23 protein-coding genes are annotated in these 24,516 nt (G+C 63.4%); 11 read left to right on the forward strand and 12 right to left on the reverse strand.

Going from position 1 to position 24,516, the window contains the following annotated elements; all coding sequences use genetic code 11:
• The first annotated feature begins 402 nt into the window (after window positions 1-402).
• The gene (locus FJ490_RS29250) at window positions 403-1,839 is read left to right on the forward strand and encodes a PLP-dependent aminotransferase family protein (protein ID WP_140729345.1); all 1,437 of its coding nucleotides are present in this window, start codon (window positions 403-405) and stop codon (window positions 1,837-1,839) included.
• Between the two features lie 12 nt (window positions 1,840-1,851).
• Here the strand turns inward: FJ490_RS29250 and FJ490_RS29255 are convergent, their stop codons facing one another.
• Complete coding sequence (locus FJ490_RS29255) at window positions 1,852-2,805, reverse strand: EamA family transporter (protein ID WP_140729346.1); 954 nt, start codon at window positions 2,803-2,805, stop codon at window positions 1,852-1,854.
• 259 nt (window positions 2,806-3,064) lie between these two features.
• Here FJ490_RS29255 and FJ490_RS29260 point away from each other — a divergent pair, with 259 nt between their 5' ends.
• The 3 genes from FJ490_RS29260 (at window position 3,065) to FJ490_RS29270 (ending at window position 5,926) form a co-directional block, all read left to right on the forward strand.
• Entirely contained in the window at window positions 3,065-4,021 is a 957-nt protein-coding gene (locus FJ490_RS29260) for an AraC family transcriptional regulator (protein ID WP_140729347.1), read from the forward strand.
• Window positions 4,022-4,151: 130 nt separating this feature from the next.
• The gene (locus tag FJ490_RS29265; protein ID WP_224680529.1) at window positions 4,152-4,853 is read left to right on the forward strand and encodes a nitroreductase family protein; all 702 of its coding nucleotides are present in this window, start codon (window positions 4,152-4,154) and stop codon (window positions 4,851-4,853) included.
• 155 nt (window positions 4,854-5,008) lie between these two features.
• Window positions 5,009-5,926 (forward strand): NADP-dependent oxidoreductase, encoded by a 918-nt coding sequence (locus FJ490_RS29270; protein ID WP_140665594.1) that lies wholly within the window; start codon window positions 5,009-5,011, stop codon window positions 5,924-5,926.
• A gap of 195 nt (window positions 5,927-6,121) precedes the next feature.
• Here FJ490_RS29270 and FJ490_RS29275 read toward each other — a convergent pair whose 3' ends face one another.
• Window positions 6,122-7,027 carry a LysR family transcriptional regulator gene (locus FJ490_RS29275; protein WP_140729348.1) on the reverse strand — a complete coding sequence of 302 codons (906 nt, stop codon included), beginning with the start codon at window positions 7,025-7,027 and terminating at the stop codon, window positions 6,122-6,124.
• A 117-nt stretch (window positions 7,028-7,144) separates the two neighbouring features.
• Here FJ490_RS29275 and FJ490_RS29280 point away from each other — a divergent pair, with 117 nt between their 5' ends.
• From FJ490_RS29280 to FJ490_RS33400, 4 genes are all read left to right on the forward strand, one after another.
• Window positions 7,145-7,567 carry a DoxX family protein gene (locus FJ490_RS29280; RefSeq protein WP_140729349.1) on the forward strand — a complete coding sequence of 141 codons (423 nt, stop codon included), beginning with the start codon at window positions 7,145-7,147 and terminating at the stop codon, window positions 7,565-7,567.
• Entirely contained in the window at window positions 7,564-8,484 is a 921-nt protein-coding gene (locus FJ490_RS29285) for an NmrA family NAD(P)-binding protein (protein WP_246672718.1), read from the forward strand. Before FJ490_RS29280 ends, FJ490_RS29285 begins: the two co-directional genes overlap by 4 nt.
• A gap of 148 nt (window positions 8,485-8,632) precedes the next feature.
• A complete protein-coding gene (locus tag FJ490_RS29290; protein WP_140665591.1) occupies window positions 8,633-8,872 on the forward strand; it encodes a hypothetical protein in 240 nt (79 codons plus the stop codon).
• Window positions 8,873-9,048: 176 nt separating this feature from the next.
• A complete protein-coding gene (locus FJ490_RS33400) occupies window positions 9,049-9,318 on the forward strand; it encodes a TMEM175 family protein (RefSeq protein ID WP_246670999.1) in 270 nt (89 codons plus the stop codon).
• Between the two features lie 341 nt (window positions 9,319-9,659).
• Here the strand turns inward: FJ490_RS33400 and FJ490_RS29300 are convergent, their stop codons facing one another.
• The 7 genes from FJ490_RS29300 to hisS form a co-directional block, all read right to left on the reverse strand.
• The gene (locus FJ490_RS29300; RefSeq protein WP_140729350.1) at window positions 9,660-10,115 is read right to left on the reverse strand and encodes a VOC family protein; all 456 of its coding nucleotides are present in this window, start codon (window positions 10,113-10,115) and stop codon (window positions 9,660-9,662) included.
• Between the two features lie 21 nt (window positions 10,116-10,136).
• Window positions 10,137-11,900, reverse strand: a complete 1,764-nt coding sequence (locus tag FJ490_RS29305; RefSeq protein WP_140498357.1) for an MOSC and FAD-binding oxidoreductase domain-containing protein — start codon at window positions 11,898-11,900, stop codon at window positions 10,137-10,139.
• Between the two features lie 29 nt (window positions 11,901-11,929).
• Entirely contained in the window at window positions 11,930-12,745 is an 816-nt protein-coding gene (locus tag FJ490_RS29310) for a DUF427 domain-containing protein (protein ID WP_246672715.1), read from the reverse strand.
• Window positions 12,746-13,177: 432 nt separating this feature from the next.
• The gene (locus FJ490_RS29315) at window positions 13,178-14,950 is read right to left on the reverse strand and encodes an AMP-binding protein (RefSeq protein ID WP_140729351.1); all 1,773 of its coding nucleotides are present in this window, start codon (window positions 14,948-14,950) and stop codon (window positions 13,178-13,180) included.
• Between the two features lie 246 nt (window positions 14,951-15,196).
• Window positions 15,197-15,895 carry an ATP phosphoribosyltransferase gene (gene hisG / locus FJ490_RS29320; protein WP_140498360.1) on the reverse strand — a complete coding sequence of 233 codons (699 nt, stop codon included), beginning with the start codon at window positions 15,893-15,895 and terminating at the stop codon, window positions 15,197-15,199.
• Window positions 15,892-17,013: an ATP phosphoribosyltransferase regulatory subunit gene (locus FJ490_RS29325; RefSeq protein WP_140524793.1), complete on the reverse strand. Its 1,122-nt coding sequence runs from the start codon at window positions 17,011-17,013 to the stop codon at window positions 15,892-15,894. Before FJ490_RS29325 ends, hisG begins: the two co-directional genes overlap by 4 nt.
• A 178-nt stretch (window positions 17,014-17,191) precedes the next feature.
• Window positions 17,192-18,697, reverse strand: coding sequence for a histidine--tRNA ligase (gene hisS, locus FJ490_RS29330; RefSeq protein ID WP_140581203.1), 1,506 nt, complete (start codon window positions 18,695-18,697; stop codon window positions 17,192-17,194).
• Between the two features lie 249 nt (window positions 18,698-18,946).
• Between hisS and FJ490_RS29335 the strand changes: the two genes are divergently transcribed.
• A complete protein-coding gene (locus FJ490_RS29335; protein WP_140498363.1) occupies window positions 18,947-19,192 on the forward strand; it encodes a hypothetical protein in 246 nt (81 codons plus the stop codon).
• Between the two features lie 2 nt (window positions 19,193-19,194).
• Here the strand turns inward: FJ490_RS29335 and FJ490_RS29340 are convergent, their stop codons facing one another.
• Window positions 19,195-19,833, reverse strand: a complete 639-nt coding sequence (locus FJ490_RS29340) for a DNA-3-methyladenine glycosylase I (protein WP_140729352.1) — start codon at window positions 19,831-19,833, stop codon at window positions 19,195-19,197.
• 214 nt (window positions 19,834-20,047) lie between these two features.
• Between FJ490_RS29340 and FJ490_RS29345 the strand changes: the two genes are divergently transcribed.
• Both FJ490_RS29345 and FJ490_RS29350 read left to right on the forward strand, forming a co-directional pair.
• Complete coding sequence (locus tag FJ490_RS29345; RefSeq protein WP_140498365.1) at window positions 20,048-20,782, forward strand: L,D-transpeptidase; 735 nt, start codon at window positions 20,048-20,050, stop codon at window positions 20,780-20,782.
• A 252-nt stretch (window positions 20,783-21,034) separates the two neighbouring features.
• Window positions 21,035-21,955 carry a bifunctional 5,10-methylenetetrahydrofolate dehydrogenase/5,10-methenyltetrahydrofolate cyclohydrolase gene (locus tag FJ490_RS29350; protein WP_140524795.1) on the forward strand — a complete coding sequence of 307 codons (921 nt, stop codon included), beginning with the start codon at window positions 21,035-21,037 and terminating at the stop codon, window positions 21,953-21,955.
• 14 nt (window positions 21,956-21,969) lie between these two features.
• Here the strand turns inward: FJ490_RS29350 and glcF are convergent, their stop codons facing one another.
• Together glcF and glcE are read right to left on the reverse strand one after the other, a co-directional pair.
• Window positions 21,970-23,295, reverse strand: a complete 1,326-nt coding sequence (gene glcF, locus FJ490_RS29355; RefSeq protein WP_140558675.1) for a glycolate oxidase subunit GlcF — start codon at window positions 23,293-23,295, stop codon at window positions 21,970-21,972.
• 11 nt (window positions 23,296-23,306) lie between these two features.
• The gene (gene glcE, locus FJ490_RS29360; RefSeq protein WP_140558673.1) at window positions 23,307-24,512 is read right to left on the reverse strand and encodes a glycolate oxidase subunit GlcE; all 1,206 of its coding nucleotides are present in this window, start codon (window positions 24,510-24,512) and stop codon (window positions 23,307-23,309) included.
• Window positions 24,513-24,516: the final 4 nt, after the last annotated feature.

The raw sequence follows: 24,516 nt of genomic DNA on the forward strand, positions 1-24,516 counted from the left end.
CAGATCGATGGCATGGGCCCGAATGTCCCTCAACAGCTCAGGGGACAAATCCGCGATTTCCCGACGTCTTGAGACGGATAGTTGCCAGGTCTTGAGGGCCGCGACTGTGGTTTTCAGCACAGACCAAGGTAGTCGCACGCTCGACGGGTGATGGATTCGAGTCTCCGCTCGAGGCATTTCAGCCTCCCATAGCCAGCCATCCGCTTCTTCCCTTGCCGCCGAAGCAATGGTAAGGAGGCTAGAGGACCGATAGAAGTGCCAATTCATGGATTCTTGGCCAGTCCAATTCAATTTGGCATGACGACACTTGCAAGGCGCTGCCGCTAAGCCGGCAGGACGCAGGAGGACTGGTGGCAGGCTGAATTCCAGTGCCTGCGTCAGACCAATTCCAGTTGCTGAACAATGACGGCCTTTCACATAAGCCTGGTCGGGCGCAAGAATCTCAGCGGCGAGATTTATCGTCAGATACGGCGCGCCGTTCTGGATCGACGGCTGCGGCCCGGCGACCCTCTGCCGCCTGGCCGCGAACTGGCGCGGACGCTTGCCGTGTCCCGTGCCACCGTGACCGTGGTTTATGAACGGCTCGCCGCGGAAGGGTTCGTGACATCCCGGCAGGGGTCTGGGACGTTCATCAGCGAATTGGTCGTGCCGGCCGGGCGAGAAAAGACCGGACGCCGATCTACCGGCGTGCTCCAGCCACGCCAGATCTGGGAGGCGATAGCCCCACCACCCGCATTCGAGCCGGTTCGGTTCGACTTTCACGCCGGGTTTTGCGATGCTTCGCTGTTTCCGCACGGGGCGTGGCGGCGGTCGGTGGTTTGGGCGCTGCGTTCGGGCGAAGCGACCGCCGGCACTTACGAGCATCCCGCCGGACATCACGATCTCAGGGTCGCAATCGCCAGGCACATAGGCATCTCCCGAGGGATCGGGGCGGCTGCGGACGACATCATTGTCACAAACGGTACGCAGCAGGCACTGGATGTCCTGGCCCGCGTCCTGCTGGCACCGGGCGATGCAATTGCCATTGAAGATCCGGGCTACGGTCCTCCGAGGCATTTGTTCAAGGCCTTGGGTATTCGTGTGGTCGGTGTACCGGTGGATCGCCAGGGCCTGGTCGTTGATGCGCTACCGCGCGGAGTCCGAGCCGTGTATGTCACGCCGTCTCATCAATTTCCGCTTTCGGTGACGATGACGCTGCCGCGCCGGCAGGCGCTGCTGGCCTGGGCCGAGCGAAATAACGCGGCCATCATCGAAGACGACTACGACAGCGAGTTCCGTTTCGGGGGCCGTCCCCTCGAGCCGTTGCAGACGCTCGACGCAAAAGGCCGGGTCATCTACGTCGGCTCCTTCTCGAAGACAATGCTGCCGACGCTTCGGCTGGGCTTCATATTGACGCCGCCATCGCTGCGAGCGGCCGTGCACAAAGCGAAATTCGTCAGCGACTGGCATTCATCGACCCCGGCGCAAGCAGCGCTCGCGCGTTTCATCGATGAGGGCGCCTTTGCGCGTCACATCCGTCGGGTGAACGCAATCTACCGGGAACGACACCAGATCATCGCGAACGCCATCGCCAATGATTTTGCCGATCATCTCGAGCTCATCCCATCGACAACGGGGCTCCATCTCACCGCTCTTGCCCGGAAAATGTCGGCGGACCAGATCGCCGAGGTCGCGCGCCGCGCAGCCGATCGCAGCGTCGCCGTCCAGATCCTGTCACGGTTCGCCGTGAACGCCATACCGCGAGCCGGCATCATGCTGGGGTATGGCGCCATTCCGACGCCCCGCATCGAAGAAGGGTTGCATTTGCTGCGCGCCTGTTTCGACAGTGAACCGCCCTGACCTTCGATTTATCTACGCCACGCGTGGTTGAGCTGGCCTGGGTTTGACCACGGTGGCGAGTACGATGCCGGTGATGATGAAGGCCGCGCCGACCAGATCGTAATCGTGCAAGCCCTCGCCGAGCAGCAGATAGGCTAACACAGCGACGAACACCGTCTGCAGGTAGAGCAGCATGCTCGCTCGGCTCGCGCCGAGCGTTTCCACGCTTTTGTTGTAGAGATAGTACATCAAGGCGCCGCCCGGACCGGCCAGATAGGCGAGCGCGAGAATGCTGTGGACGTCCATGGCGGAGCGTTCGTCGTTGAACAATTCCCACACATGGAACGGCAAGGCGACCAGCGCACCGGCGCCGAGCAGCAGCACGACCATCGGCAGGAGTTCGATGCCGAATTTGGCACGGCGCAAAAGCACGGTGTACAGGCCCCAGCAGAACGCGCTGCCGACGATCCACAGTTCGCCGGCGTTGAACTTGAGTTGCAGCAGCGCCGTCAGGTTCCCGTGGGCAACGATGAAAATCATCCCGGCGAGCGCAACCAGCGCGCCTAGCGACTTCCACAGCCCGAGCGGCTCGCCAAGCACGAAACGGGCGAGCACCATCGTCATGACAGGCGACAGCGCCATGATGATGCCGGCCGTGGTGGCGTCGGTGTCGTTGAGGCCATGGTAGATCATACCTTGGCACAGGGTGAGGCCGATCGCCCCCACCGCGACGACCTCCACGACGCGCGTTCGCAACAGTCCGATCATCGCGTCGTGATGACGGTGCACGATCGGCAGCAGGATGGCGCAGGCAAGCGTCAGCCGCCAGAAGCAGAGGCCCCAGGGTGGCATTTCAGGCGCCACCCATTTGGCCGCGATATAGACGCCAGCCGAAAGCAGCCAGCACAGGACGGCGGCCGGATAGCCGGTCACGGAGGGCACGACCTCGGGTTGCGCGACGTGATGCGCTATCGGCATTGCCTGCATGTCATGCCCTCCCCTTCGATGACGTCGGCCCGATGCGACAATATAGCCTGCGCGGTTGGGTCGTGCATCCGTTTTGAAAGGCGAAAGAAACTGCACTTGGCCGCGGCGCCTGATACAGGCCCCTGTTCCGATCGTGCGGCGCTCGGTGGCTCGCTCGCGATCCAGGCGCGAGCGTAGCCGGGTTTGGAAATGTGAGCGACAGATAGAACCAGTGCACAATTGCGATAAGATGTTTCACCATTCCGGTTTTCGAGGTCCAATGTCTGAAGTGGACTGGCTCAGCCATCTCTTGCAAATCATCACCGTTACCGGCCAGCTCGAGGTCCGCTGCGCCTACGGTGCGCCGTGGCGCATTGCCTGGAGCAAGGCTGCCGCCAACGAAATTCCCTACCACGTCATCGTCAGGGGCCGGGCCATTTTAGAGGACCCGGACACGAGAGCAGCAAGGGAGCTGGTGAGTGGAGATATTGTGCTGCTGCCTCACGGCGCGGCGCATGTGCTGCACGACGGCAGCGGGCAAATACCAATCCCTACCCAGCAACGGCGGCGGGCTGCCGGATGGATGCTGAGCGAGAATGATGGCCAGGGCGAGCAACTGGATCTGCTGTGTGGGCGATTTTTTATCGCACCACCCCATGATCGGCTGGTCCGCAACTACCTGCCTGCGGATCTGGTGGCGCGGTCCAAGGACGGCGATGAAGAAAACGGCATCGGCTCCGCCTCCAGCCAACTGGCCGGCCTGGTGACGCTGATGCGAATGGAGTCCGCCGGTGACAGAGCCGGAGGACGCGCCATTCTCAACGCGCTTTCTTCGGCCCTGTTCACACTGGTACTGCGCGCGGCGAGCCAATCCGGGAAAGCCCCCGAAGGCTTGTTGGCCCTGGCCGGCAATCCCCGGCTTGCTCCAGCCATTTCCGCGATGTTCGCCGATGCGGCACGGCCTTGGAAACTGCCCGATCTGGCCGAATTGTGCGGGATGTCGCGCGCTACGTTCATGCGCCAGTTCCAGGACAAGCTGGGTCGCTCCGCGCTCGATTTGTTGACCGATCTCCGCATGAGCCTGGCCGCCAACGAGTTGAAGAAGCCGGCGATCAGCACCGAGGCCGTGGCCGAGACCGTCGGGTATCAATCCGTTTCGGCGTTCCGGCGTGTTTTCGCCGAAAGGACGGGGATGACGCCGGGGGAGTGGCGGCGACTGGCGCACAAGGGCGAGTAAGACGCGCGGTCCGGAATCGAGAAAGCGCAATTTGATCCTTTCGCGCATCATATTGAGCTAATTCAGCCTCGAAATAATCACTCTTCCCCGTAGATTAGGCTCCGCAATCACTTGATAAGGGAGCCATCCAATGAACTGCCTCGCCACCACCGGACCCGCAACCCGCGTAGCCGCCCAGATCTTCGCGCAAACCGGGAAGAGCGAAAACGCTTTCGCGACGAATGCCGTCATCGAAACGATCCTAAGCCGCAGCGCCGCCAAGTACTACGATCCCGCTGCCACCCTGAGCGACGACCAAATCCGCGACCTGGTGCGTATCGGCACGTCCGCGCCAACCTCCTTCCACCTGCAGAACTGGCGCTTCATCGCCGTACGCTCGCCGGAAGCCAAGGCACGGCTGCGCCCGATCGCCTGGAATCAGCCGGCGATCACCGATGCGGCCGTGACCTTCATCATCATCGGCAGGCTGGCCGATGCCAGCACCGTCCCAGCCCGCCTGGCGCCCGTGGTGGAGGCCGGCATCATGCCGGCGCACCTGGTGCCGGAATGGGAGATCCCCGCTCGCGGTTTGTATGACGATCAGCCGCGGCGCCAGCGCGACGAGGCGGTACGCTCCGCGACCTTTGGCACCGCGGCGATCATCTACACGGCCCGGTCGCTGGGCATGGGTTCGACACCGATGATCGGTTTCGACGCCGAGGCGGTGCACCGCGAGTTCGGCCTGGCCGAAGACGAAGTGCCGGTCATGCTGCTGACCGTCGGGCCGGAGCGAGCCGGCAACTGGCCGCAGAAGCCGCGCATGCCGGTGGCCGATGTCCTGGAGTTTGCATAATCCCCGGCAACTCCAGATCTTACGGAGACGAGGATGGCAAGAACTGCCGCTCTCGTGGAAGGCGCCGCGCCAATGGCTGATTGCATGAGAGATCGAAAAGTCCTTCCACGCCCGTAAATTACCCGAACCAACAAATGTCTGAGGAGACAATTCCCATGAAAGCGATCGTAGTGACGGACCAGGCTGCAGGAACGGCCGGGATGAAATTGGTGCAGCGGCCCGAGCCGCAGGCGGCGATAAACGATGTCGTCGTCGAGATCCATGCGTCGGGGTTCGTCCCGACCGAACTGACGTGGCCCTCGACCTGGACCGATCGCGTCGATCGCGACCGGACGCCATCGATCCCCGGGCACGAACTGGCCGGGGTGGTCACCGCCCTGGGCTACGGTACGACAGGCCTGTCGGTAGGCCAGCGGGTGTTCGGCCTCGCCGATTGGTATCGCGACGGCACCCTGGCGGAGTATATCGCCATCGAGGCCCGCAACCTCGCGCCATTGCCGGGCGATCTCGACTTCACGGTGGGCGCTAGCCTGCCGATCTCGGGCCTGACCGCGTGGCAGGGACTGTTTCAGCACGGCCGTCTTCAGGCGGGGCAGAGCGTCCTTGCGCATGGCGCGGCCGGCGCCGTCGGGTCGATGGTGACGCAGCTCGCACGAGAGGCCGGCGCCTACGTCATTGGCACCGGACGCTCTGCCGACCGCCAGAAGGCGCTCGACTTCGGCGCAAACGAATTCGTCGACCTCGAGAACGACGCCCTCGAAGACGTGCGCGGCGTCGATCTGGTGTTCGATGTCATCGGCGGCGACATCCAGAAGCGGTCCGCGGCGCTGATCCGAGCCGGAGGCACGATGGTGACTGTCGTCGGCCCGGCCGAGGCGAGGCCCGTGGATGGCCTGGCGGTCGACTTCGTCGTCGAAGCCGATCGTGCCCAGCTGAGCGAGATCGTCCAGCGGGTGCGGAACGGACGGCTGCGGACGAACATCGGCAAAGTCGCTCCTCTCGACGAGGCGATCGCCGCCTTCAACTCGACCGAGCGACGCGCGGGGAAAACGGTCATCCGCGTTCGCCCGTGAGGTCTTGGGGGAGAGAGGGACGGTTCCTCTCTCCCCGATTTCGTCCAGACGGGCGGCCCCGGATAGGTTGCGAGCAGCGATATCTCATGTCGGCCCCGCCGGTTTCGGTGTCGCATTCTGTTGGCCCGCCGGGCCGCCGACCGGCAGACATACCCAGAATGTTGATTTCGAGGCGGGACGAAGATGTTCGTCCCGCTATTCGAGATACGGCGCCAGTACATCTTCGATCCATTTCATGAATGCGCGGACGCGGCGCGACAGATTGCTGCGATGTGCTACGACGAAGGACACGGGGATCGCCCGGCGACGCAAATCGGGCATGATCTCCACCAGCGCTCCACTCTTCAAGTATTGGCCAATCCCCAGAAGCGGCGCTTGAATCAGGCCAAGGCCGGCGACGGCGGCAGCGTCGTAGGTCTGCGCGCTGTTGACGTGTAGCGCGCCTGGCAACTGACGCGTCGAGTAGCCGTCGCCGTCCGGATATTCCCATCCATGCGGTCTCGCGCCCAGCATCGTCGAAAAATGAATTGTCCGATGTTCCTGGCGCTGGAGGTCGTCCAGCGACCGAGGGACGCCATAGCGCGCCAGATAAGCGGGACTGGCGGCGTTGACCATGCGCAACAGGCCCAGCGGGCGGGCAATCAGCGTCTCGTCTCCGATGGGACCAAGTCGCAAGACGCAGTCAAACCCCTCTTGAACCAGATCGACTTGCCGGTCGGTACTCGACACCTCCAGCTCCAACTCGGGGTGAGCCGCCATGAACTCCGGCAAGGCCGGCACGATCGTCGTGCGCGCCACTTCGGTCGGAAGATCGACCCGTAAGCGCCCGCGAAGCGCCACGCGATCGCCGGCGAACATCGAGTGCAGATCATCGACTTCAGCCAGCAGATCGCGGGCACGGGCATGAAACGCGCGCCCGTCCTCCGTCAGGCGCACGCTGCGCGTGGTGCGGTGCAGGAGCCTGGCACCGACGTCTTCTTCCAGCTTCCGGACCGCCGTCGAGGCCCTCCCCTTCTGGATGCCCAGGCTATCGGCCGCGCGGGTGAAGCTGCCCATTTCCGCTACCGTCATGAAAATGAGGACGTGCTCGAGATTCTGCATTTTCGTACCTCTATTGTTTTTTATAAAGAGAACAGTTGGTTCATTTTCTCGGTGTTTATCACACTCAGGAGGCACAGTAAGTTTCGGATATGGGATCTCCCCATCGGAGAACGACAAATGTCCGAAACCATGAACCCGCGTCAGGCAGCCGAAACCGTGACCTTGCATCGCGCCCTGTGGGCCGGCCGGATCATGAGCGCGTTTGTCGTTATCGCTCTGGTGGCAGACGGCACCATTCAGCTTTTCGCGCCGGCACAGATCGCGGGCATGTTGCAGGAAACCGGGTTCGCGATGGACCTGACCCGTGTCATGGGCCCGATCATACTCGCCTGCGCCATCCTCTACGCCATTCCGGCCACCGCCGTCCTCGGCGCGATCCTGGTAACGGGCTTTTTGGGCGGCGCCATCTGCGCCCACGTCCGCATTGGTGAGTTGGGATCGCCGCCGGAGATCATTTCCCTGCTTCTGGGCGCGCTGGCGTGGGGCGGCCTCTATCTGCGCGATCCCCGAATCCGGGCCATTCTACCGCTCATCCATTGACCAACCGGGGCAGTGCCCTGTCCCTCGACATCAGGAGAAAACACATGTTTCTAGTAATGGGAATCACGGGAAAAGTTGGCGGCGCAACGGCAGAACATCTGCTGGCGCACGGCAAGGAAGTACGCGCGCTTGTCCGCAATCGCGAGAAGGCAGCCAACTGGGCGAGCAAGGGCGTGGAGCTGGTAGAGGGCGATTGGAATAATTCGGCAGCCATCGAGGAAGCGCTCGGAGGCGTCGAAGGCGCGTTCGTCATGTTGCCCCCTGTCTGGGCGCCCTCGCCCGATTACAAGGAAGCAAAGGGCGTGATTACAAATTATGTCGAGGCGCTCACCAAGGCAGCGCCGCCGCGCGTGGTTGCGCTTTCGTCGATGGGCGCGAACAGAACCGGCGGACACGGAGTGATCACGGCCTTGTCGCTTCTGGAGCGAGGTTTTCGCGACCTGAAATCGCCAATCGCATTTGTGCGCGCCGGCGGGTTCTTCGAAAACTTCCTCTACGGCTTGCAGGTCGCGCAGGGCGGAACGCTACCGGTCTACTACAATCCGACAAACCGCAAATCGACCATGGTCGCGACGAACGACATCGGCGCGGAGGTCGCAACCCTTTTGACCGGGCCGGCGTGGTCGGGCCAGCGCGTCATCGAGCTTGGTTCGATGGTCACCGCCGATGACGTCGCGGGACAGCTGGGTGAAGTCCTCAATCGCGACGTGAAAGCCTTTGCAATCCCGCGTGCAGGGTGGGCGAAAGCCTTCGAGCAATTCGGCATCCCGAAAGGCCACTCCGGACCTGCCGAAGAAATGTTCGAAGCCGTCAACGCGGGATGGATGGACCTTGGCGTCGCGAGTACGGAGCACGTAGCCGGTACGACGTCCGCACGCGATGTGTTCGAGGCTGCACAGAACGCCGCCAAGGCGTAAGTCCGGGAGAGACGGAGACTTCCCGCGTTAGACGCGGCGCGGGAAGTGCTCAGCCGTTCACGCGGAGCGAGCGCCTCGGAAGCGGATGTGGCAGGCGAAAACAAGACGTGCCGGTTGGCGCGCTTACCGAGCGCCCGAACGTCTATGAATGGCAGGCGCGCTGATCGATCCGCTGCCGGTGCTCTATCATTCTTCGTCGAGCCCCCTCTATGAGGGGGCGGTGAAGGAGTGGGGGGCTGAGGCGGTGCCCTTCAGGCTTGAGGTCGGCGCAAGGCGAATGCGCGTTTGTTGGACGGCTGCTATGCGCCGCTTTCCCGCCATTCAGCAAACTTTCAAACGTTCCCGAAAGTGGTCGTTTTCGTCTGCGTTCATGGCGGCAGAGATGTGAGCCGGATCCGAGCGGATCATCGATCTTCATTGCCTTCCCGATTGGCGCTTGGTTTGAGTGGCACGGGAAGACGCTATCTCGCAAGACCCTGAATGCCGGAACTCCGAGCCGAGATAGGTAAGTCGACAGCCAATTGACGCAAATATCTTGCCCTGCGACTCTAGAAACGACTGAGCATGTTCTCTGATGGCGTATTCGCCGTTCTCATCACCGTGCTGGTGCTGGAGTTGAGACCACCCGGTCAGCCGACTTTCGTTGCGTTGCTATCCCTGTGGCCGACGTGGCTGAGTTACGCTGTGAGTTACATCTTCATCGCCATCGTCTGGGCCAATCACCACTACCTCATGCGCTACGCTCGCGAGACGACACCGCACCTCATGTGGTTCAATTTCGCGCATTTGTTTTCGATCTCACTGCTCCGCTATCCACTGCTTGGATGGCGGTGAGCGAACTCGAGCCGCAGCCCGTAGCCTTTTACGCAGCCGCCTTCTCTCTGGTGAATGCAACCTACATCGGGCTGATCTGGGAGCTGCTCGATCGGCGAAGCAGCGTCAAGATTTCGCCCAAAGTACGCAGGCTCATGCGCGTCCGATCCTTACGACCTTGGCCCTCTTCGGCGTGGCTGCAATGATTGCGCTGAAGTACCCCCTTGCGGGCTTGGGTCTCTGCATCTGCTGTCTGCTCGGCTATTTGAATCCCGAACCGCCAATGGCTGAAACGCGGCGAAACTGACAAAAGTAGGCCTAACTCCGCAGCGTTTTTGCGATTTCACAGCGCTGCTCGCGCATCACACATCAGGGTGTCCCCGTTCCTGCAGCACCCAAGTGTTGCCATCTGGATCCGAGAAGCCCGCGAAGCTGGCATGGTCTCGGTGGTTGGGGTCGAAACCTGGGGCGAACGCTCCACCCCAGCCGTCGATCGGAGCCTTGTGCTTGAGTTCGCTGACTTCCACTCCGCGTTCGAGCAACCGGCTTCGCGCAGTCTCAATATCCGTAACGACAAGATAGATGTTGCGAAGCGACCCTGCGGGCGCGTCCGTAACGCCTTTGCCGAATTGTATTGAGCAGTGGGAGCCAGGCGGCGTGAGCTGGACCACACGGAAGGTGGTGTTCGGCGCATAGTCGACATCGAGCGCAAAGCCGACCCGGTCCACATAAAACCGGAGCGCACGATCGATATCGCTTATCGGCAGTGTGACAACCTCAAGCGATAATATTCCGAACGCGGCTGTGCCAGACTTCATAGTCCGTCCCCTTCGATTAGCTTACAAATCGATGACTAGATCACGGGTCGGTTGCGAGCAGCAAATGAGAAGGTTGCCGTCGGCCGGCCTTTCAAGCGGTTCAGGCTCATAGGCGATCGCGCCTGATATCAACCCACTTTCGCAGTTGTGACAAACACCGGTTCGGCATGACCACCGGGAGGGAACGTCACAGGCCTCTGCCAGCTCCAGAATGCTCCGGTACACTGAAGGGTTCCAATGGGCGGCTACACCACTTCGAGCGAAGGAGACCAGCGGACCGGCATCGGTGTCGCCTTCCGGCAGATGTGGCGCGCGCCGCTCGCTGGCAACAACACCGGGGTTCAGCGGCTCGCTCCCGTTGAAGATCTCGATACGAACGCGATCCGGGGCGACGCCCGATGCGGCTAGCGCCTCTTTCATGTCTGCCATGAAGTCGACAGGTCCGCAGAGATAGACGTCCGCGTCCTGCGGGATACTGACACTATTGAAGACCAATGATGATAGGTGGCCGGTTGCATCAAAATCGACGCCGAGTCTGTCGACCGGGTCTGGCCTGCTATAGCAGACATAACTGCGACCATGGGGGAGACTGGCCATCAGACGGCGGACTTCGGCTGCAAAAGGATGGTGCCGTCTGTCGCGAGCCGCGTATAGCCAGAGGACCTGCCGCGTGTCCCGGGCTGCCGCCAGCGCGTATAGTATTGCCAGAAGAGGTGTCGCGCCGATGCCTGCGCTGAGCAGAACCACGGGGCTCTGCCCAGGCTGCAATGTAAAGCTTCCGCGCGGCGAGCTTACGTCGACAAGATCGCCTATCCGCACATGATCCCGCAGAAAAAGGCCGGCCGTCCCGTGCGGTTCGATCTTGACGCTGATTCTGTAGCGCTCTTCCGAGAGTGGGCCCGAGAGCGAGTAGCTGCGAAATAGCGCAGCACTGGAACGGGTCGGGCGAAGGCGCAGCACGATATATTGACCAGGTAGAGCGGGCGGGAGCGGCTTTCCATCGGGATGCCGCATCGACAGAGAGACGACGTCCACGGACTCCTGCTCTAGATCAGCCACCGCGAGCGGCTGAAATCCGGGAGCAGCAGGGTGTAACGCGGCTGGCGGAGCGAGCCCGGCATTGCCGCTCTCTACGCCGGTCGATTGGCTGCGCAGCAAAGCCTCAAAAGAACCCCGCCATCCTGGCGAAAGCGCTTTGATCCGCGCCGCGCGCTCCAATTCGACGCGGGGATGTTCCGGTGAATAAAGCAGTGCATTCAGCTCAGCGACGGTTACCCGTTCATTCGCTTCGCCCACCTTGAGGATTTCGTCGCCCGCTCCTACCTCGCCTTCTTGCAGAACTCGGAAGTAGAATCCTGGCCGGCCGCTGGAAGTCAGCAATGCCGGCATTCGGGGCTCGTCCATGCGGATGCCAACCCGGTAGCATGTGACGCGAGGTTGAGTGACCTCGAAAAGCGCGCCTCCAATACGAAATCGATCTCCGATGCAAACTGCATCGTCTGGCAAGCCCTCGACCGTGAAGTTTTCGCCGAACTGACCATAGACGAAGTCGGTCCTGTTCAGGTGCTTCTGCCAGTAGCGATATGATGCGATTTGATAGACGAAGACGGCCCGCTGCTCGCCCCCGTGCCCGGCGAGGTCGCCCTGACCGTCACCGTCCAAATTCAATCGGCCAACGCGACAACGTCCGGCTACCGGGTTTTTGAAAATGCCGGTGTATACGGTGCGGTCATTCCAAGAGATGTTGCGCGGAAGCCCCACGTTCACGGACAATAGTCGCGCCATGCTCCGCTCCGTTTAATCGCGACCGGTAGCTAGCCGCCGGCAATCATTTCGGGGCCTCCACCAGGTGCCCGCTCCAACTCGGCCACATCGAGATTTCGATCAGGACCGTGAGGGACGACCGTCTGGCCAGGCTCGAGATGAAGCTGAACGTCGTCGAGGAAGACCGAAACTATGTCCGGCTCAAACGACACAAGGTTGGCAATGCGGCGGACTTCGGGATAGGCGTCGGTGTAGGACCATGCCGCCTGACGAGCGTCGCCAATAGAATAATAGCTGCAGAGCCCTTTGTAGGGACAGAACGTCTGAAGCTTTACCGCTGTGAGGGAGGACTCGTAGATGTCATCACGAGGGACATACCAGCGTGGAGCGAACCCGGATTCGTACAGGCCCAATGGATGCCTGGTATCCGCAACGACGCGGTCGTTGTAGCGGACCACGAGGTGACGAGAACTCTGTCGAATATCTATGCGATGGTATGGGTCGGCAGCATGACCCAGGATTCGTTCGTCTTCTTCATAGAAGGCATCCATGGCGCGCCATGCGAACGCCAATCGTCCCTGGAGTTCTGTTGCATGGGCAGGGAGGTTCGTGTGTTGCCACGCTCCTCTGGCCGCCACGTGTTGCTCGCCTACCCGGACAGTGTACCATGAAGTAGACCCAAGATCAGGATGTTGGGTGATCTGCTCTGTCCGCTCCAACACATGTGCTGAAATGTCGGACTCCGGAAAATAAGCTACCGGGTAGCGGGCGGGTTCAAACAGTAGGAGAACGTCGTCGCTTTCGGCAACCCAAACCCCGCCAAACAATACGCGCATGCGCCGGCGCAGCCGTTCCACATATAACATTCTCTTGGGCAACGCTTCGGGGACGAGAAACCGACCGATGGCTCCCGTCGAGAGAGGACCTTGTTGCCAAGACAGTCCCACTGCTCAGTTCCCGATATCGCGGCAGAGCCGCAAATAGCTATTTGCAACGTAAGTCCGAGAAATTGGTTCCACCACCGATCGCAAACTTCCAGAGCGGCTCGCGCGCTCGGAAATTCGCACCCACTTCGCGGAAGACGGCTAGGCGACTGCAAGCCGGCTGAGGGACGGCCGTTCGCACGCTATATGGGTCGATCAAATCGGCGCGGCGCAGCAGCAATCGGCCATTCAACCACCCCAGCGATTGTCCACTTTGGCAGGCGCATTGCCTATAACCTGCCAGTCCGCTTTCGGCCCCGAAATGCGACATTCACACTCGTCTCGGCAACCGCACCTTCCCGCCCCGCGCTCCCCTCACGCGGTCTTCTGCGTCACCAGCCCCAGTTCCTCGACCATCGCCTGGCGCATCAGGAATTTCTGCGGCTTGCCGGTCACCGTCATCGGCAATTCGGCGCGGAAGCGGATGTGGCGCGGAACCTTGTAATGCGCGATCTGGCCGGCGCAGAAGGCCTTGATCTCCTGCTCGGTGGCGATCTGGCCGGGCTTGAGCACAATCCAGGCGCAGAGCTCCTCGCCGTATTTGGCGTCGGGAATGCCGAACACCTGCACCTCCCTGATCTTGGGGTGCCGGTAGAGGAACTCCTCGACCTCGCGCGGATAGACGTTCTCGCCGCCGCGGATGACCATGTCCTTGACCCGGCCGACGATGTTGCAATAGCCCTCGGCATCGATCGTGGCGAGGTCGCCCGTATGCATCCAGCCGTCGGCATCGATCGCCTCGCGGGTCTTGTCCTCGTCGTCCCAATAGCCCTTCATCACGGAATAGCCGCGTGTGCAGAGTTCGCCCGGCGCACCGACGGCAACGGTTGCGCCATCGGCATCGACGGCCTTGACCTCGACATGGGGATGAACGCGCCCGACAGTCGAGACGCGTTTTTCCAAGGGGTCGTCGACGCTGCTCTGGAAGGAGACCGGGCTGGTCTCGGTCATGCCGTAGGCGATGGTCACTTCGGACATATGCATCAGCGACACCACCTTCTTCATCACCTCGATCGGGCATGGCGAGCCGGCCATGATGCCGGTGCGCAGGCTGGACAGGTCGAAGGCGGCGAAATCGGGATGGTCGAGCAGGCCGACGAACATGGTCGGCACGCCGTAGAGGCCGGTGCAGCGTTCCTGCGCCACGGCGTTCAGTGTCGCGCCGGCATCGAAGCCCTCGCCGGGAAAGACCATGGTCGCGCCCTTGGTGACGCAGCCCATCGTGCCCATCGACATGCCAAAGCAATGGTAGAGCGGCACGGGAATGCAGAGCCGGTCGTCCACCGTCAACTTGATCGCCGAGGTGACGAAATTGCCGTTGTTGACGATGTTCAGGTGGGTCAGCGTCGCGCCCTTGGGCGCGCCCGTGGTTCCGCTCGTGAACTGGATGTTGATGGCGTCGTCCGGCTTCAGCCCCTCGGAGATGCGGTCGAGGCTGTCATGCTCGTCGCGCCCCGCCATGGCCAGCACATCGGCGAAGTTGAACATGCCGGGTGAGTTCTCCTCGCCCATGCGGATGACGATCCGGAGCGCCGGCAGTTTCTGTGCCCTAAGCTTGCCGGGCGTGGCCGTCGCGATCTCCGGCGCCAGCGTCTCGATCATGCCGATATAATCCGAGGTCTTGAAGCTGGCCGCGGTGACCAGAGCCTTGCAGCCGACCTTGTTCAGCGCATAGTCCAGCTCGGTGAGCCGGTAGGCCGGGTTGATGTTGACCAGGATCAGGCCGATGCGGGCGGTGGCGAACTGCGTCACCAGCCATTCCCAGCGGTTGGGCGACCAGATGCCGACGCGATCGCCCTTTTCGAGGCCCAGCGCCAGGAAACCGGCGGCCAGCGCATCCACCGTGTCGGAAAGCTCGCTCCAGGTGAAGCGCTTGTCCTGGCCGACGAAGACGGCGGCATCGAGCGTGCCGTATCTGCCGGCCGTGTCGGAGAACAGCGCGGGGATGGTCTTGTCGAGCAGCGGCACGCCGCGCTCGCCCGAGACGTGCGCCTTGCCGTCGACGGGCGCGACAAAGACGCTGCCGGCGCGCGCCCCGCGTCCGCGCAAACTGGTGGCGTTCTTCAGCTCGTCGAGATTGACCGGCATCGCTCTCTCCTCCCAGAACATCCGAGCCTATCAGCCTGCCGGGACGGTGGAAATCCCGCCGAAGGTAGGGCCAAGCTTCGAAGGCGGACCGCGCCGCCTTCCACGGTCATAAGAATGGCAGGGTCGTGAGAATGGCGCAGAACGAAAAACCCCGCCTCGAAGGGCGGGGGGCGCAAATCATCACCATAGCGGTATTTGTAGCATAGTGGCCGGCACAAAGCAAGAACAAAATTTGTCCGCCGCCAGCTATCCCTTCACCGAGGCCATGCTGGCCGCTATGTCGCGCAGCATCGTCTCGTCGGCCGTGGAACGCGTCTTTCGCGATGCGACAAGACACGCCTGCGACCGCAGCACGACGCCGTCGACCAGCACCTTGAGATGGTTGGCGCGCAGCGTCGAGCCGGTGGTGGTGATGTCGACGATGACATCGGCAAGGCCGGCCGCCGGCGCGCCCTCGGTGGCGCCCAGGCTCTCGACGATGCGATAGACTTGGATACCGTGCTTCTGCGAGAAGAATTGCTGGGTCAGCCGCCAGTATTTGGTGGCGATCCTGAGCCGCCTTCCGTGACGCTGGCGGAAATCGGCGGCGACATCATCGAGGTCGGCCATGGTCTCGACGTCGAGCCAGATGTCGGGCACGGCCACCACGACATCGGCATGGCCGAAGCCGAGACGGGCGACGATTTCGGCGCGCGCCTCCCAGTCGGCGAGGTTCTCGCGCACGAGGTCCTCGCCGGTGATGCCGAGATCGACGGCACCTTGCCCGATCTCGCCCGATATTTCGGAGGCGGACAGGAAAACGACCTCGACATTGTCCATGCCTTCGACGCGGGCGTGATATTTGCGCTCGTCACCGGGCAGGCTGATGGCGAGGCCGGCTTTCGCCAGCACCTCCAGCGCCTGCTCCTTCAACCGGCCCTTGGACGGGATCGCCAGCGTGATCATGGCGCATGCTCCCGCAATGCCTCGATGCGGTCGAGCCAGACCGAGAAGCCGACGCCGGGGATCGGCGTCTTGGCGCCGAGCAGCGTCAGCAGCCGGTCGTAGCGGCCGCCGCCGGCCAGCGGCCTTTCACCATCTTGCGCCGCGATCTCGAAGACGAGGCCGGTGTAATAATCGAGCGGGCGGCCGAAGGCGGCGTCATAGCGGATCTTTTGCGCCGGCAGGCCGTTCGCCTCGACGGCCTTGGCGCGCGCCGCGAATTTTTCCAGCGCGGCCCCGAGCGATAGCCCGGCGGCACCGGCAAAACTCTCGAGCGCCTGGGCCGCGCCGTCGAGCGGCACGTCGATCGCCAGAAAGGTCTTCAGCGCCGCGAAGGCTTCGTTGGACAGCCGCACGCTGCGCAGCTCGGCCTTTTCGATCAGCCGCCGCGCGATATCGGCCGGCGCGCGTCCGGCCGAAGCCGACAGGCCGGCCTGTTCCATGCCGCCGGCTATATGCGCGGAGAGACCGTCCAGGTCACCGTCGAGCACAAGTGCCGCGACCGGGCCGGAGAGCTGGCTGTTGCGCGGCGGATTGGCGAGATCGGCAAGGGCTGCCTCCAGCATCGTCGCCGAGCCGAAGGCGCGGGCGAGCCGCATGCGCCAGCCGCGCGGCAGGCCGAGAGCCGCCAGCACCGCCTCGAAGATGGCCTGGTCGCCGAGCGTGATCGAGAGCTGCTGGCCCGGCAGCGCCAGCGACAGCAGTGCATGCGCGTCGGCCACCGAACGGGCATCGGCAGCGGCCGTGTCGCGGTCGCCGAGATCCTCGATGCCGGCCTGGAAGAACTCGTTGCCGCCTTCGCGGCGCTGGCGGAACACTTCGCCCAGATAGGAGTAGCGACGCGGCGTACCGGCCTGGCTGGCGATATGATCGAGGCAGACGGGAATGGTGAATTCCGGCCGCAGGCAGAGCGTCTGCCCGGTCTCGCTTTCGGTCAGGAAAATGCGGCGGCGCAAATCCTCGCCGGCCATATCGAGAAACGGATCGGCCGGCTGCAGCACGGCGACCTCCACCGCATGCGTGTCGCGGGTCGCGAAGAGGCCGGCGATGTCGGCCGCGATGGCGGGATAGCGGGAGGTCATAGAGCGCATGGGCGCGAGGCACCCCCCTCTGTCCTGCCGGACATCTCCCCCGCAAGGGGGGAGATCGGCAGCTTCGAGCGCAGCGCCTTTTCTGCCACGACGGAGATTGGCGAAAGCATACGCGACATCCAATCTCCCCCCTTGCGGGAGAGATGGCCGGCAGGCCAGAGGGGGGTGCTCAAGCGCCACCCTTCGCGCGGTCGGCTGCCTGCTCCGCCAGGATCTTTCTCACCTGCGCCACCAGCTCGCTTTCCGCCACCGTGACCTGTGCCGGGCGGGCGGCGCGCCATTCGGCATTATCCGTGATCTCGGCCGACAGGCGCGCGCCTTCGATCAGGTCCTTGATCTGCAATTCGCCCTTGGCGCGCTCGTCGCCGCCCTGGATGATCGCGACCGGGCAGCCGCGACGGTCGGCATATTTGAGCTGCGCCTTCATGCCGGCGCCGCCGAGATACATTTCGGAGCGAATGCCTGCGGCACGCAGCTCGCCCACCATCTTCTGGTAGCGGCCGAGGCTGTCGGTGTCCCTGTCCATCACCAGCACGACGACCGGCGCGATCACGTCGGCGTTGTCGAGCTTGCCGAGGTTCTTCAGCGCCGTCATCAGCCTGGAAACGCCGATGGAAAAACCGGTCGCCGGCACCGGCTCGCCGCGGAAGCGCGACACCAGCCCGTCATAGCGGCCGCCGCCCCCGACTGAACCGAAGCGCACGATCTGGCCATCCTCGTTGGGGATCTCGGCCAGGAGCTCGGCTTCGAAGACCGGGCCGGTGTAGTATTCGAGGCCGCGCACCACGGAGCGGTCCATGGCGACGCGATCTTCGCCGTATCCCGCCGCCCTGACCAGGGCCTCGATGGTCGCGAGCTCGCCAACGCCCTCCTGGTAGACGGCGTTCGCACCGACGCTGGCATCCTGGCCGGCCTGCGCGTTTCGCGCCGTCGCCAGAAGAACCGCCTCGGCTTGCGTATCATTCAGCCCGGCGCCTTTGGCGAAGTCGCCCTCGCCTTCCTTGCCGCCGTCCCAGCGCCCTGGTCCCAAGAGAAGCCGCACGCCTTCCGGCCCGAGCTTGTCCAGCTTGTCGATCGCCCGCAGCACGGTCAGCCGACGACTCGTATTCCCTTCACCTCCGAGGCCGATCGCCTCGAGCACGCCGTCCAGCACCTTGCGGTTGTTGACGCGGATGACGTAGTCGCCGCGCTTGATGCCGAGCGCTTCCATCACATCGGCCATCATCATCGCCATCTCGGCGTCGGCGGCGACGCCCGGCGTGCCGATCGTGTCGGCGTCGAACTGCATGAACTGGCGGAAGCGGCCGGGACCGGGCTTCTCGTTGCGGAACACCCAGCCGGAACGGTAGCTGCGATAGGGTTTTGGCAGGCGCTCGAAATTCTCGGCGACGAAACGCGCCGTCGGCGCGGTCAGGTCGTAGCGCAGCGACAGCCACTGGTCGTCATCGTCCTGGAAGGAGAACACGCCTTCGTTCGGCCGGTCCTGGTCGGGCAGGAATTTTCCGAGCGCATCGGTGTATTCGATCAGCGGCTGGTCGGCGGGTTCGAAACCGTAGAGTTCGTAGACCGAGCGGATGGTCGCCATCATCTTCTCGACGGCGCGGATATCTTCGGCGCTGCGGTCGGCAAAACCGCGCGGCAGCCGCGCTTTCGTCTTTTCCGATTTGTCGGCCATGGATTCGCCCGGTGTTTCGTGTTGCTGAAAACTCAACAGCGTTGCGATTTTCGCAACGGGCGTGTCCTAACCGAACAGGTCCTACCGGGCAAGGCCGGTGGCAGGCGCTGTCTCCATGCATGCGAGAAGGCACGCGGGCGTTCGCCGAAACAAAAACGCACCGAAAATGAAACAATCCCGCCATCGGCGCGGCATCGTGCCGACATAATCGAGGCCGATACAGCGCACCGCAATGGAGGGGTTCGGGACATGATGAGCGCGGTGGAATTTCACGACAACAGGGATGCGGGCGACATGCCGGCACGCCTGCGCGCCGCAGATGTCCAAGCTCCCAGCATGATCGGCCAGCCGGCCGGACCGTTCGAGGTACACGCCGATACCGGACCTTCCCTGCGCGACGCATTGGTGACCGGCCTGCTGGTGATCTATCCAACCGTCGCCACCGTGGTCGCGATCGTCGCCGACCTGTTCCTGGGAAGTGCCAACGGCGCCTGAGGCTATTTCGGCCGTTTGAAAGCCTTCCGTTCTTTCTCGACCTCTTTGCGGCACACACACCCCTCGAGATGATCGTTGACCAGGCCCATCGCCTGCATGAAGGCGTAGACCGTGGTCGGGCCGACGAAGGTCCAGCCGCGCTTCTTCAGATCCTTGGAAATGCGGATCGAGACCGCCGTGGTCGGATTGGCGCGCAGATGGGCGAGGTCGACCACCTGCGGCCGTTCCTCCCTGCCGGGTTCGAACTTCCAGAACCAGGCAGCGAGCGAGCCGAATTCATCGGCCATTTCGCGGGCACGCCTGGCGTTGTTGATGGTTGAGACGATCTTGCCGCGATGGCGGATGATGCCGGCATCGCCGAGCAGGCGCTCGACGTCCTTGTCGGTGAAGGCGGCGACCTTGTCGAAATCGAAGCCGGCGAAAGCGGCGCGAAAATTCTCCCGCTTGCGCAGGATGGTCAGCCAGGACAGGCCCGACTGGAAGCCTTCGAGACAGATCTTCTCGAACAGCCGGCGGTCGTCCGCCACCGGGCGGCCCCATTCATGGTCATGGTAATGCAGGTAGTCGGGCAGATTGCCGTGCCAGAAGCAGCGCGCGACACCGTCGGGTCCGGCGAGAAGGCCGGTTCTTTCCTTGTCCATGGCGAGAATTCCATTCGTTAACGCGCTGGTTGCGCTGCTTTACCTTGGCTTTACCAGATTCCTGAACGCGGCGGTAACCACACCAAAAGGTTTACCGACAGTTCCGCATTTTACACATTCCGATTCATGTTTCGGTTGCTGTTCCCGCGCCAATGATCGCTGAACCGGGAGGTGGTTTCCACCCGGTTTGTCAGACGATCAAGGTGCTTTCCCGATGAAGAGAGTTTTGTTTTCCGTGCTCGGCGCCGTGGCTGCGTTTGCCGCAGGCGTCACACCTTCCACGGCCGGAGACCGCTATGCCGACAGACCGCCGGTGATGGTGAGCCCCGACCTTTCCGCCCCCTGGGTGCTGCAGCTTGGCCAAGCGCCGGGGATCGTGCGGCAGAACCGGCAGGTCGCGCAGCAGCCGCGCCCGCGTTATGCGCAGCCCGACCGCGTGCAAACGGCGGCCGTGCAGGCCCCGGCCAAGCGCATGGTCGCGCGCCCGCAGATCAATCCGATCTACCTGCCGCAGGAAGTCGCCTATGACGGCTCCCAGAAGCCGGGCACCATCGTCATCGATACGACCCAGAACTTCCTCTATCTGGTCGAAAAGAACGGCAAGGCGCGGCGCTATGGCGTCGGCACCGGCAAGCCGGGCTTCGAATGGTCGGGCACGCACAAGATCACCAACAAGCGGGTCTGGCCGGACTGGCGCCCGCCGGCCGCGATGATCAAGCGCGAGGCCGCCAAGGGGCGTTACCTGCCAACCTACCTGGCCGGGGGCATGGAGAACCCGCTCGGCGCGCGCGCGCTCTATCTCGGTAGTACGGAATATCGCATCCACGGCACCAACCAGCCCTGGACGATCGGCGGCGCCGTGTCGTCGGGCTGCATCCGCATGCGCAACGAGGATGTCGTCGACCTTTATGAACGGGTCGATGTCGGAACCACTGTCGAGGTGATATAATAGTTGCTGCGAATCACCCGATCCGGAAGCGCAGCGCTTCCCGGGATCGGAAGGAATAACGGGGGACGGGCCGTATGGGGATGCGGCCGGTCAGAAAGGGCGGCACGGGAAACCGTGCTGCCCTTTCCGTTTCGGACGAAGCACTGCCGCGCCCGCACGTCGCGCAAAAGGCATGACGGTTCGCATTCGTGCTGCCATTGCCGCTGTTCTTTTGCTATGGCAAGGCAACGCTCAGGTCAGAAGAGTCCGATCATGTCACTGTCCGACGACAGCCGCTATCTCAAGGGCGGCCCGGTTGCCCGGCGCATCATCGCCTCCGTGCGCGAGGATGCGGCGATCGCAAGGGCCGAAGGGTTCCCGCCCAAACTGGTGTCGATCACCGTCGGCGATACGGCGGCGGTGGATGTCTATGTACGAAACCAGCGCGCCAAGGCAGAGCTGGCGGACATCGATTTCGACGAACGGCGCTTTCCCGCCACCATCACCGCGGGCGAACTGGAAGCGGCGATCCACGGCCTGAACGCCGATCCGCGCGTTACCGGCATCATCATCCAGCGGCCGGTGCCGGCACATATCCCGATCAGGACGTTGCAGGCGGCGGTGCATCCGCTGAAGGACGTCGAAGGCATGCATCCGGCCTCGATCGGCAACATCGTCTACAACCAGCTCGATCTGGCGCCCTGCACGGCGGCCGCCTCGGTCGAGTTGCTCAAGGAAACCGGCCTCGACCTCAAGGGCCTGGAAGTGGTGATGGTCGGCCACTCCGAGATCGTCGGCAAGCCGATCGCCTTCCTGTTGATGAGCGAAGGCGCGACGGTCACGGTCTGTCACCACATGACGCGCTCGGTCGCCGCGCACGCGCGCCGCGCCGATGCGCTGTTCGTCGCCGTCGGCAAGCCGCGCCTGATCAAGGCCGACATGGTAAAGCCGGGTGCGGCCGTCATCGATATCGGCATCAATTCCGAGACGCTGCCGGACGGTTCCACCCGTATCGTCGGCGACGTCGACACCGACAGCGTGAAGGACGTGGCCTCCTGGATCACGCCGGTGCCGGGCGGCGTCGGCCCGATCACCGTTGCGATCCTGCTGCGCAACACGATGGTGGCGCTCAGCCGCCAGCGCGCGCTCTACGAGGCGACCTACGGCACGATCGACAGGCTGGCGGCCGAATAACGCCGGGGCGGCCCCTACTCAGCGGCGATCAGGCCGGGTTCGGCGACACCTTCCGGCCTCGGCCCGCCATAGGCCCAGTCGAGCAGCTTGATCGTATGCACCACCGGCAGCTTCGCGGCGGATGCGATCTGCGTTATGCAGCCGATATTGCCGGTGGCGACGACCGAAGCGCCGGTAGCCTCGATGTTTTTCACCTTGCGGTCGCGCAGCCTGGCCGAAATCTCCGGCTGCAGGATGTTGTATGTGCCGGCCGAACCGCAGCACAAATGCCCTTCGCGCGGCTCGCGCACGATGAAACCGGCTTTGGCCAGCAATTCCCTAGGCTGGCGGGTGATCTTCTGGCCGTGCTGCATCGAACAGGCCGAATGATAGGCGACGACCGTGCCCGGCTTGCGCACCGGTTCGGGCAGGTCGATGGCGGTCAGGTATTCGGTAATGTCCTTGGCCAGCGCGGAGACACGTGCAGCCTTTTCGGCGTAGGCCGGATCAAGCCGCAGCATGAAACCGTAATCCTTGATGGTCGTGCCGCAGCCCGACGCGGTGATGATGATGGCATCGATCCCGCCTTGTTCAATCGCGCGGGTCCAGGCATCAACATTTTGCCTTGCAGAAGCAAGGGCGGCTTGCTCGCGGCCCATGTGATGGACGAGCGCGCCGCAACAGCCCTCGCCCGGCGGCACCACGACCTCGACGCCAAGCCGCGTCAGCAGTGAAATGGTCGTGTCGTTGATGGCGGGATCGAGCACCGATTGCGCGCAACCGGTGAGGATGGCGACGCGGCCCCTCTTCGCCCCCTGCCCGGTATGGGTGCCCGGCGAAGCCATCGGCGATGCTCCCGGGATCGATTCCGGCGCGAGCTTGAGCATTGCGCCAAGCGGCTTCAATGCCGGGATCTTCTCGAACAGGCCGATGAACGGCTTGCCCAGTTTCGCCAATTTGAGCGCGGCGCGAAAACGCGGGGGATAGGGCAGGACGAAGGCCAGCATGGCGCGGGTCAGGCGATCGAGCAGCGGCCGCCTATAGGTCTGCTGGATATGGGCGCGGGCATGGTCGACCAGATGCATGTAGTTGACGCCAGACGGGCAGGTGGTCATGCAGGCGAGGCAGGAAAGGCAGCGATCGATATGGGTGACGATCTCTTTGTCGGCCGGGCGGCCGTTTTCCAGCATGTCCTTGATCAGGTAGATGCGCCCGCGCGGTGAATCGAGCTCGTTGCCCAGCGTCACATAGGTTGGACAGGTGGCGGTGCAGAAGCCGCAATGCACGCATTTGCGCAGAATCTTTTCCGACTCGGCGACATGCGGGTCGGCAAGCTGTGCGGGCGAGAAATTGGTCTGCATCTCTTGATGTCCTAGGCCATGCGGCCGGGATTGAGGATGTTCTTGGGGTCGAATTCGTGCTTCAGCCGCTGGCTGAGCGCTGCCAGTGAGGGAGCCTGCGGCTCGAACACCGGCAGGGCGGCGCGGTGCGAAGGAGCCGCGCGCACCAATGTCGCATGGCCGCCGCCATGTTTTCTCAGAAGTCCGCGCAGCAGCGTCGCTTCCGGGTCACCCTCCTCCATGCGCAGCCACACCAGTCCGCCCTGCCAGTCATAGAAGGCGCTGACGGCGGCCTGCATGCGCAGCGTCAAAACCATCTGGTGCGCCTGGGCAGGCGCCATCGATACGCGCCAGAGCGGTTTGTCGTTGTTGTCCGCGAAAGGCCTGCAATCGCGCACGTCACGCCACAGGGCAGCTGACGCTTCGCTGCAAATCTCCTCCAGTGGTCCGGCATTTCCGAGCAACGCCTTCAGCGCGGCGATGCGATAGGCGACGGAGGGGCCAAAACCCTCCACCCGAAGCAGCGTGGCCGCATCATTGCCGAGCGCACCTGCGGCAACCCGTGCGGCAATCCGCTCCGGAAGGTGCGCGGCGCTCGATACTTCAGCACTGGAGCCGAGCGCCAGGGCCATGGCCGCGGCGGCCGCATCGTCGAGCAGGCCGCGGATGGCGAGCGTAACCTCGGTCTCGGCCGACGGCAGCACCTTGAAGGTGACGTCGGTGAACACAGCCAGCGTGCCCCAACTGTTGGCCATCAGCTTGGACAAGTCATAACCGGTGACGTTCTTCACCACGCGGCCCCCGGATTTGAAGGCCTCGCCGCGCCCGGAAACCACATGGATGCCCAGGATGTGATCGCGCGCCGCCCCCGCTTTCAGCCGGCGCGGGCCGGAGAGGTTCGCTGCAAGCGCACCACCAAGCGTGCCCTTGCCCGGCTCGCCGCCGAGCAGCGGGCCGTAGTCCATCGGCTCGAAAGCGAGTTGCTGGCCGTTTTGCGCCAGCAGCGTCTCGATTTCGGCCAGCGGCGTGCCGGCCTTTGCGGACAGCACCAGTTCGGCTGGTTCATAGAGCGTGACCCCGGCGAGCCTCGACAGGTCGAGCGTGTGCTCCGTCTGCAGCGGACGGCCGATGCCGCGCTTGGAGCCGTGACCGAGGATTTCGAGCGGCGAGCCTTCCGCCGCCGCCCAGGCGACGGTGGAGAGGACTTCGGAAGGGGTGATGGGAGTGAAGGTGGTCATGGCG

Origin of the sequence: Mesorhizobium sp. B2-5-11 (assembly GCF_006440835.1) — a bacterium.
Taxonomy (GTDB): domain Bacteria; phylum Pseudomonadota; class Alphaproteobacteria; order Rhizobiales; family Rhizobiaceae; genus Mesorhizobium.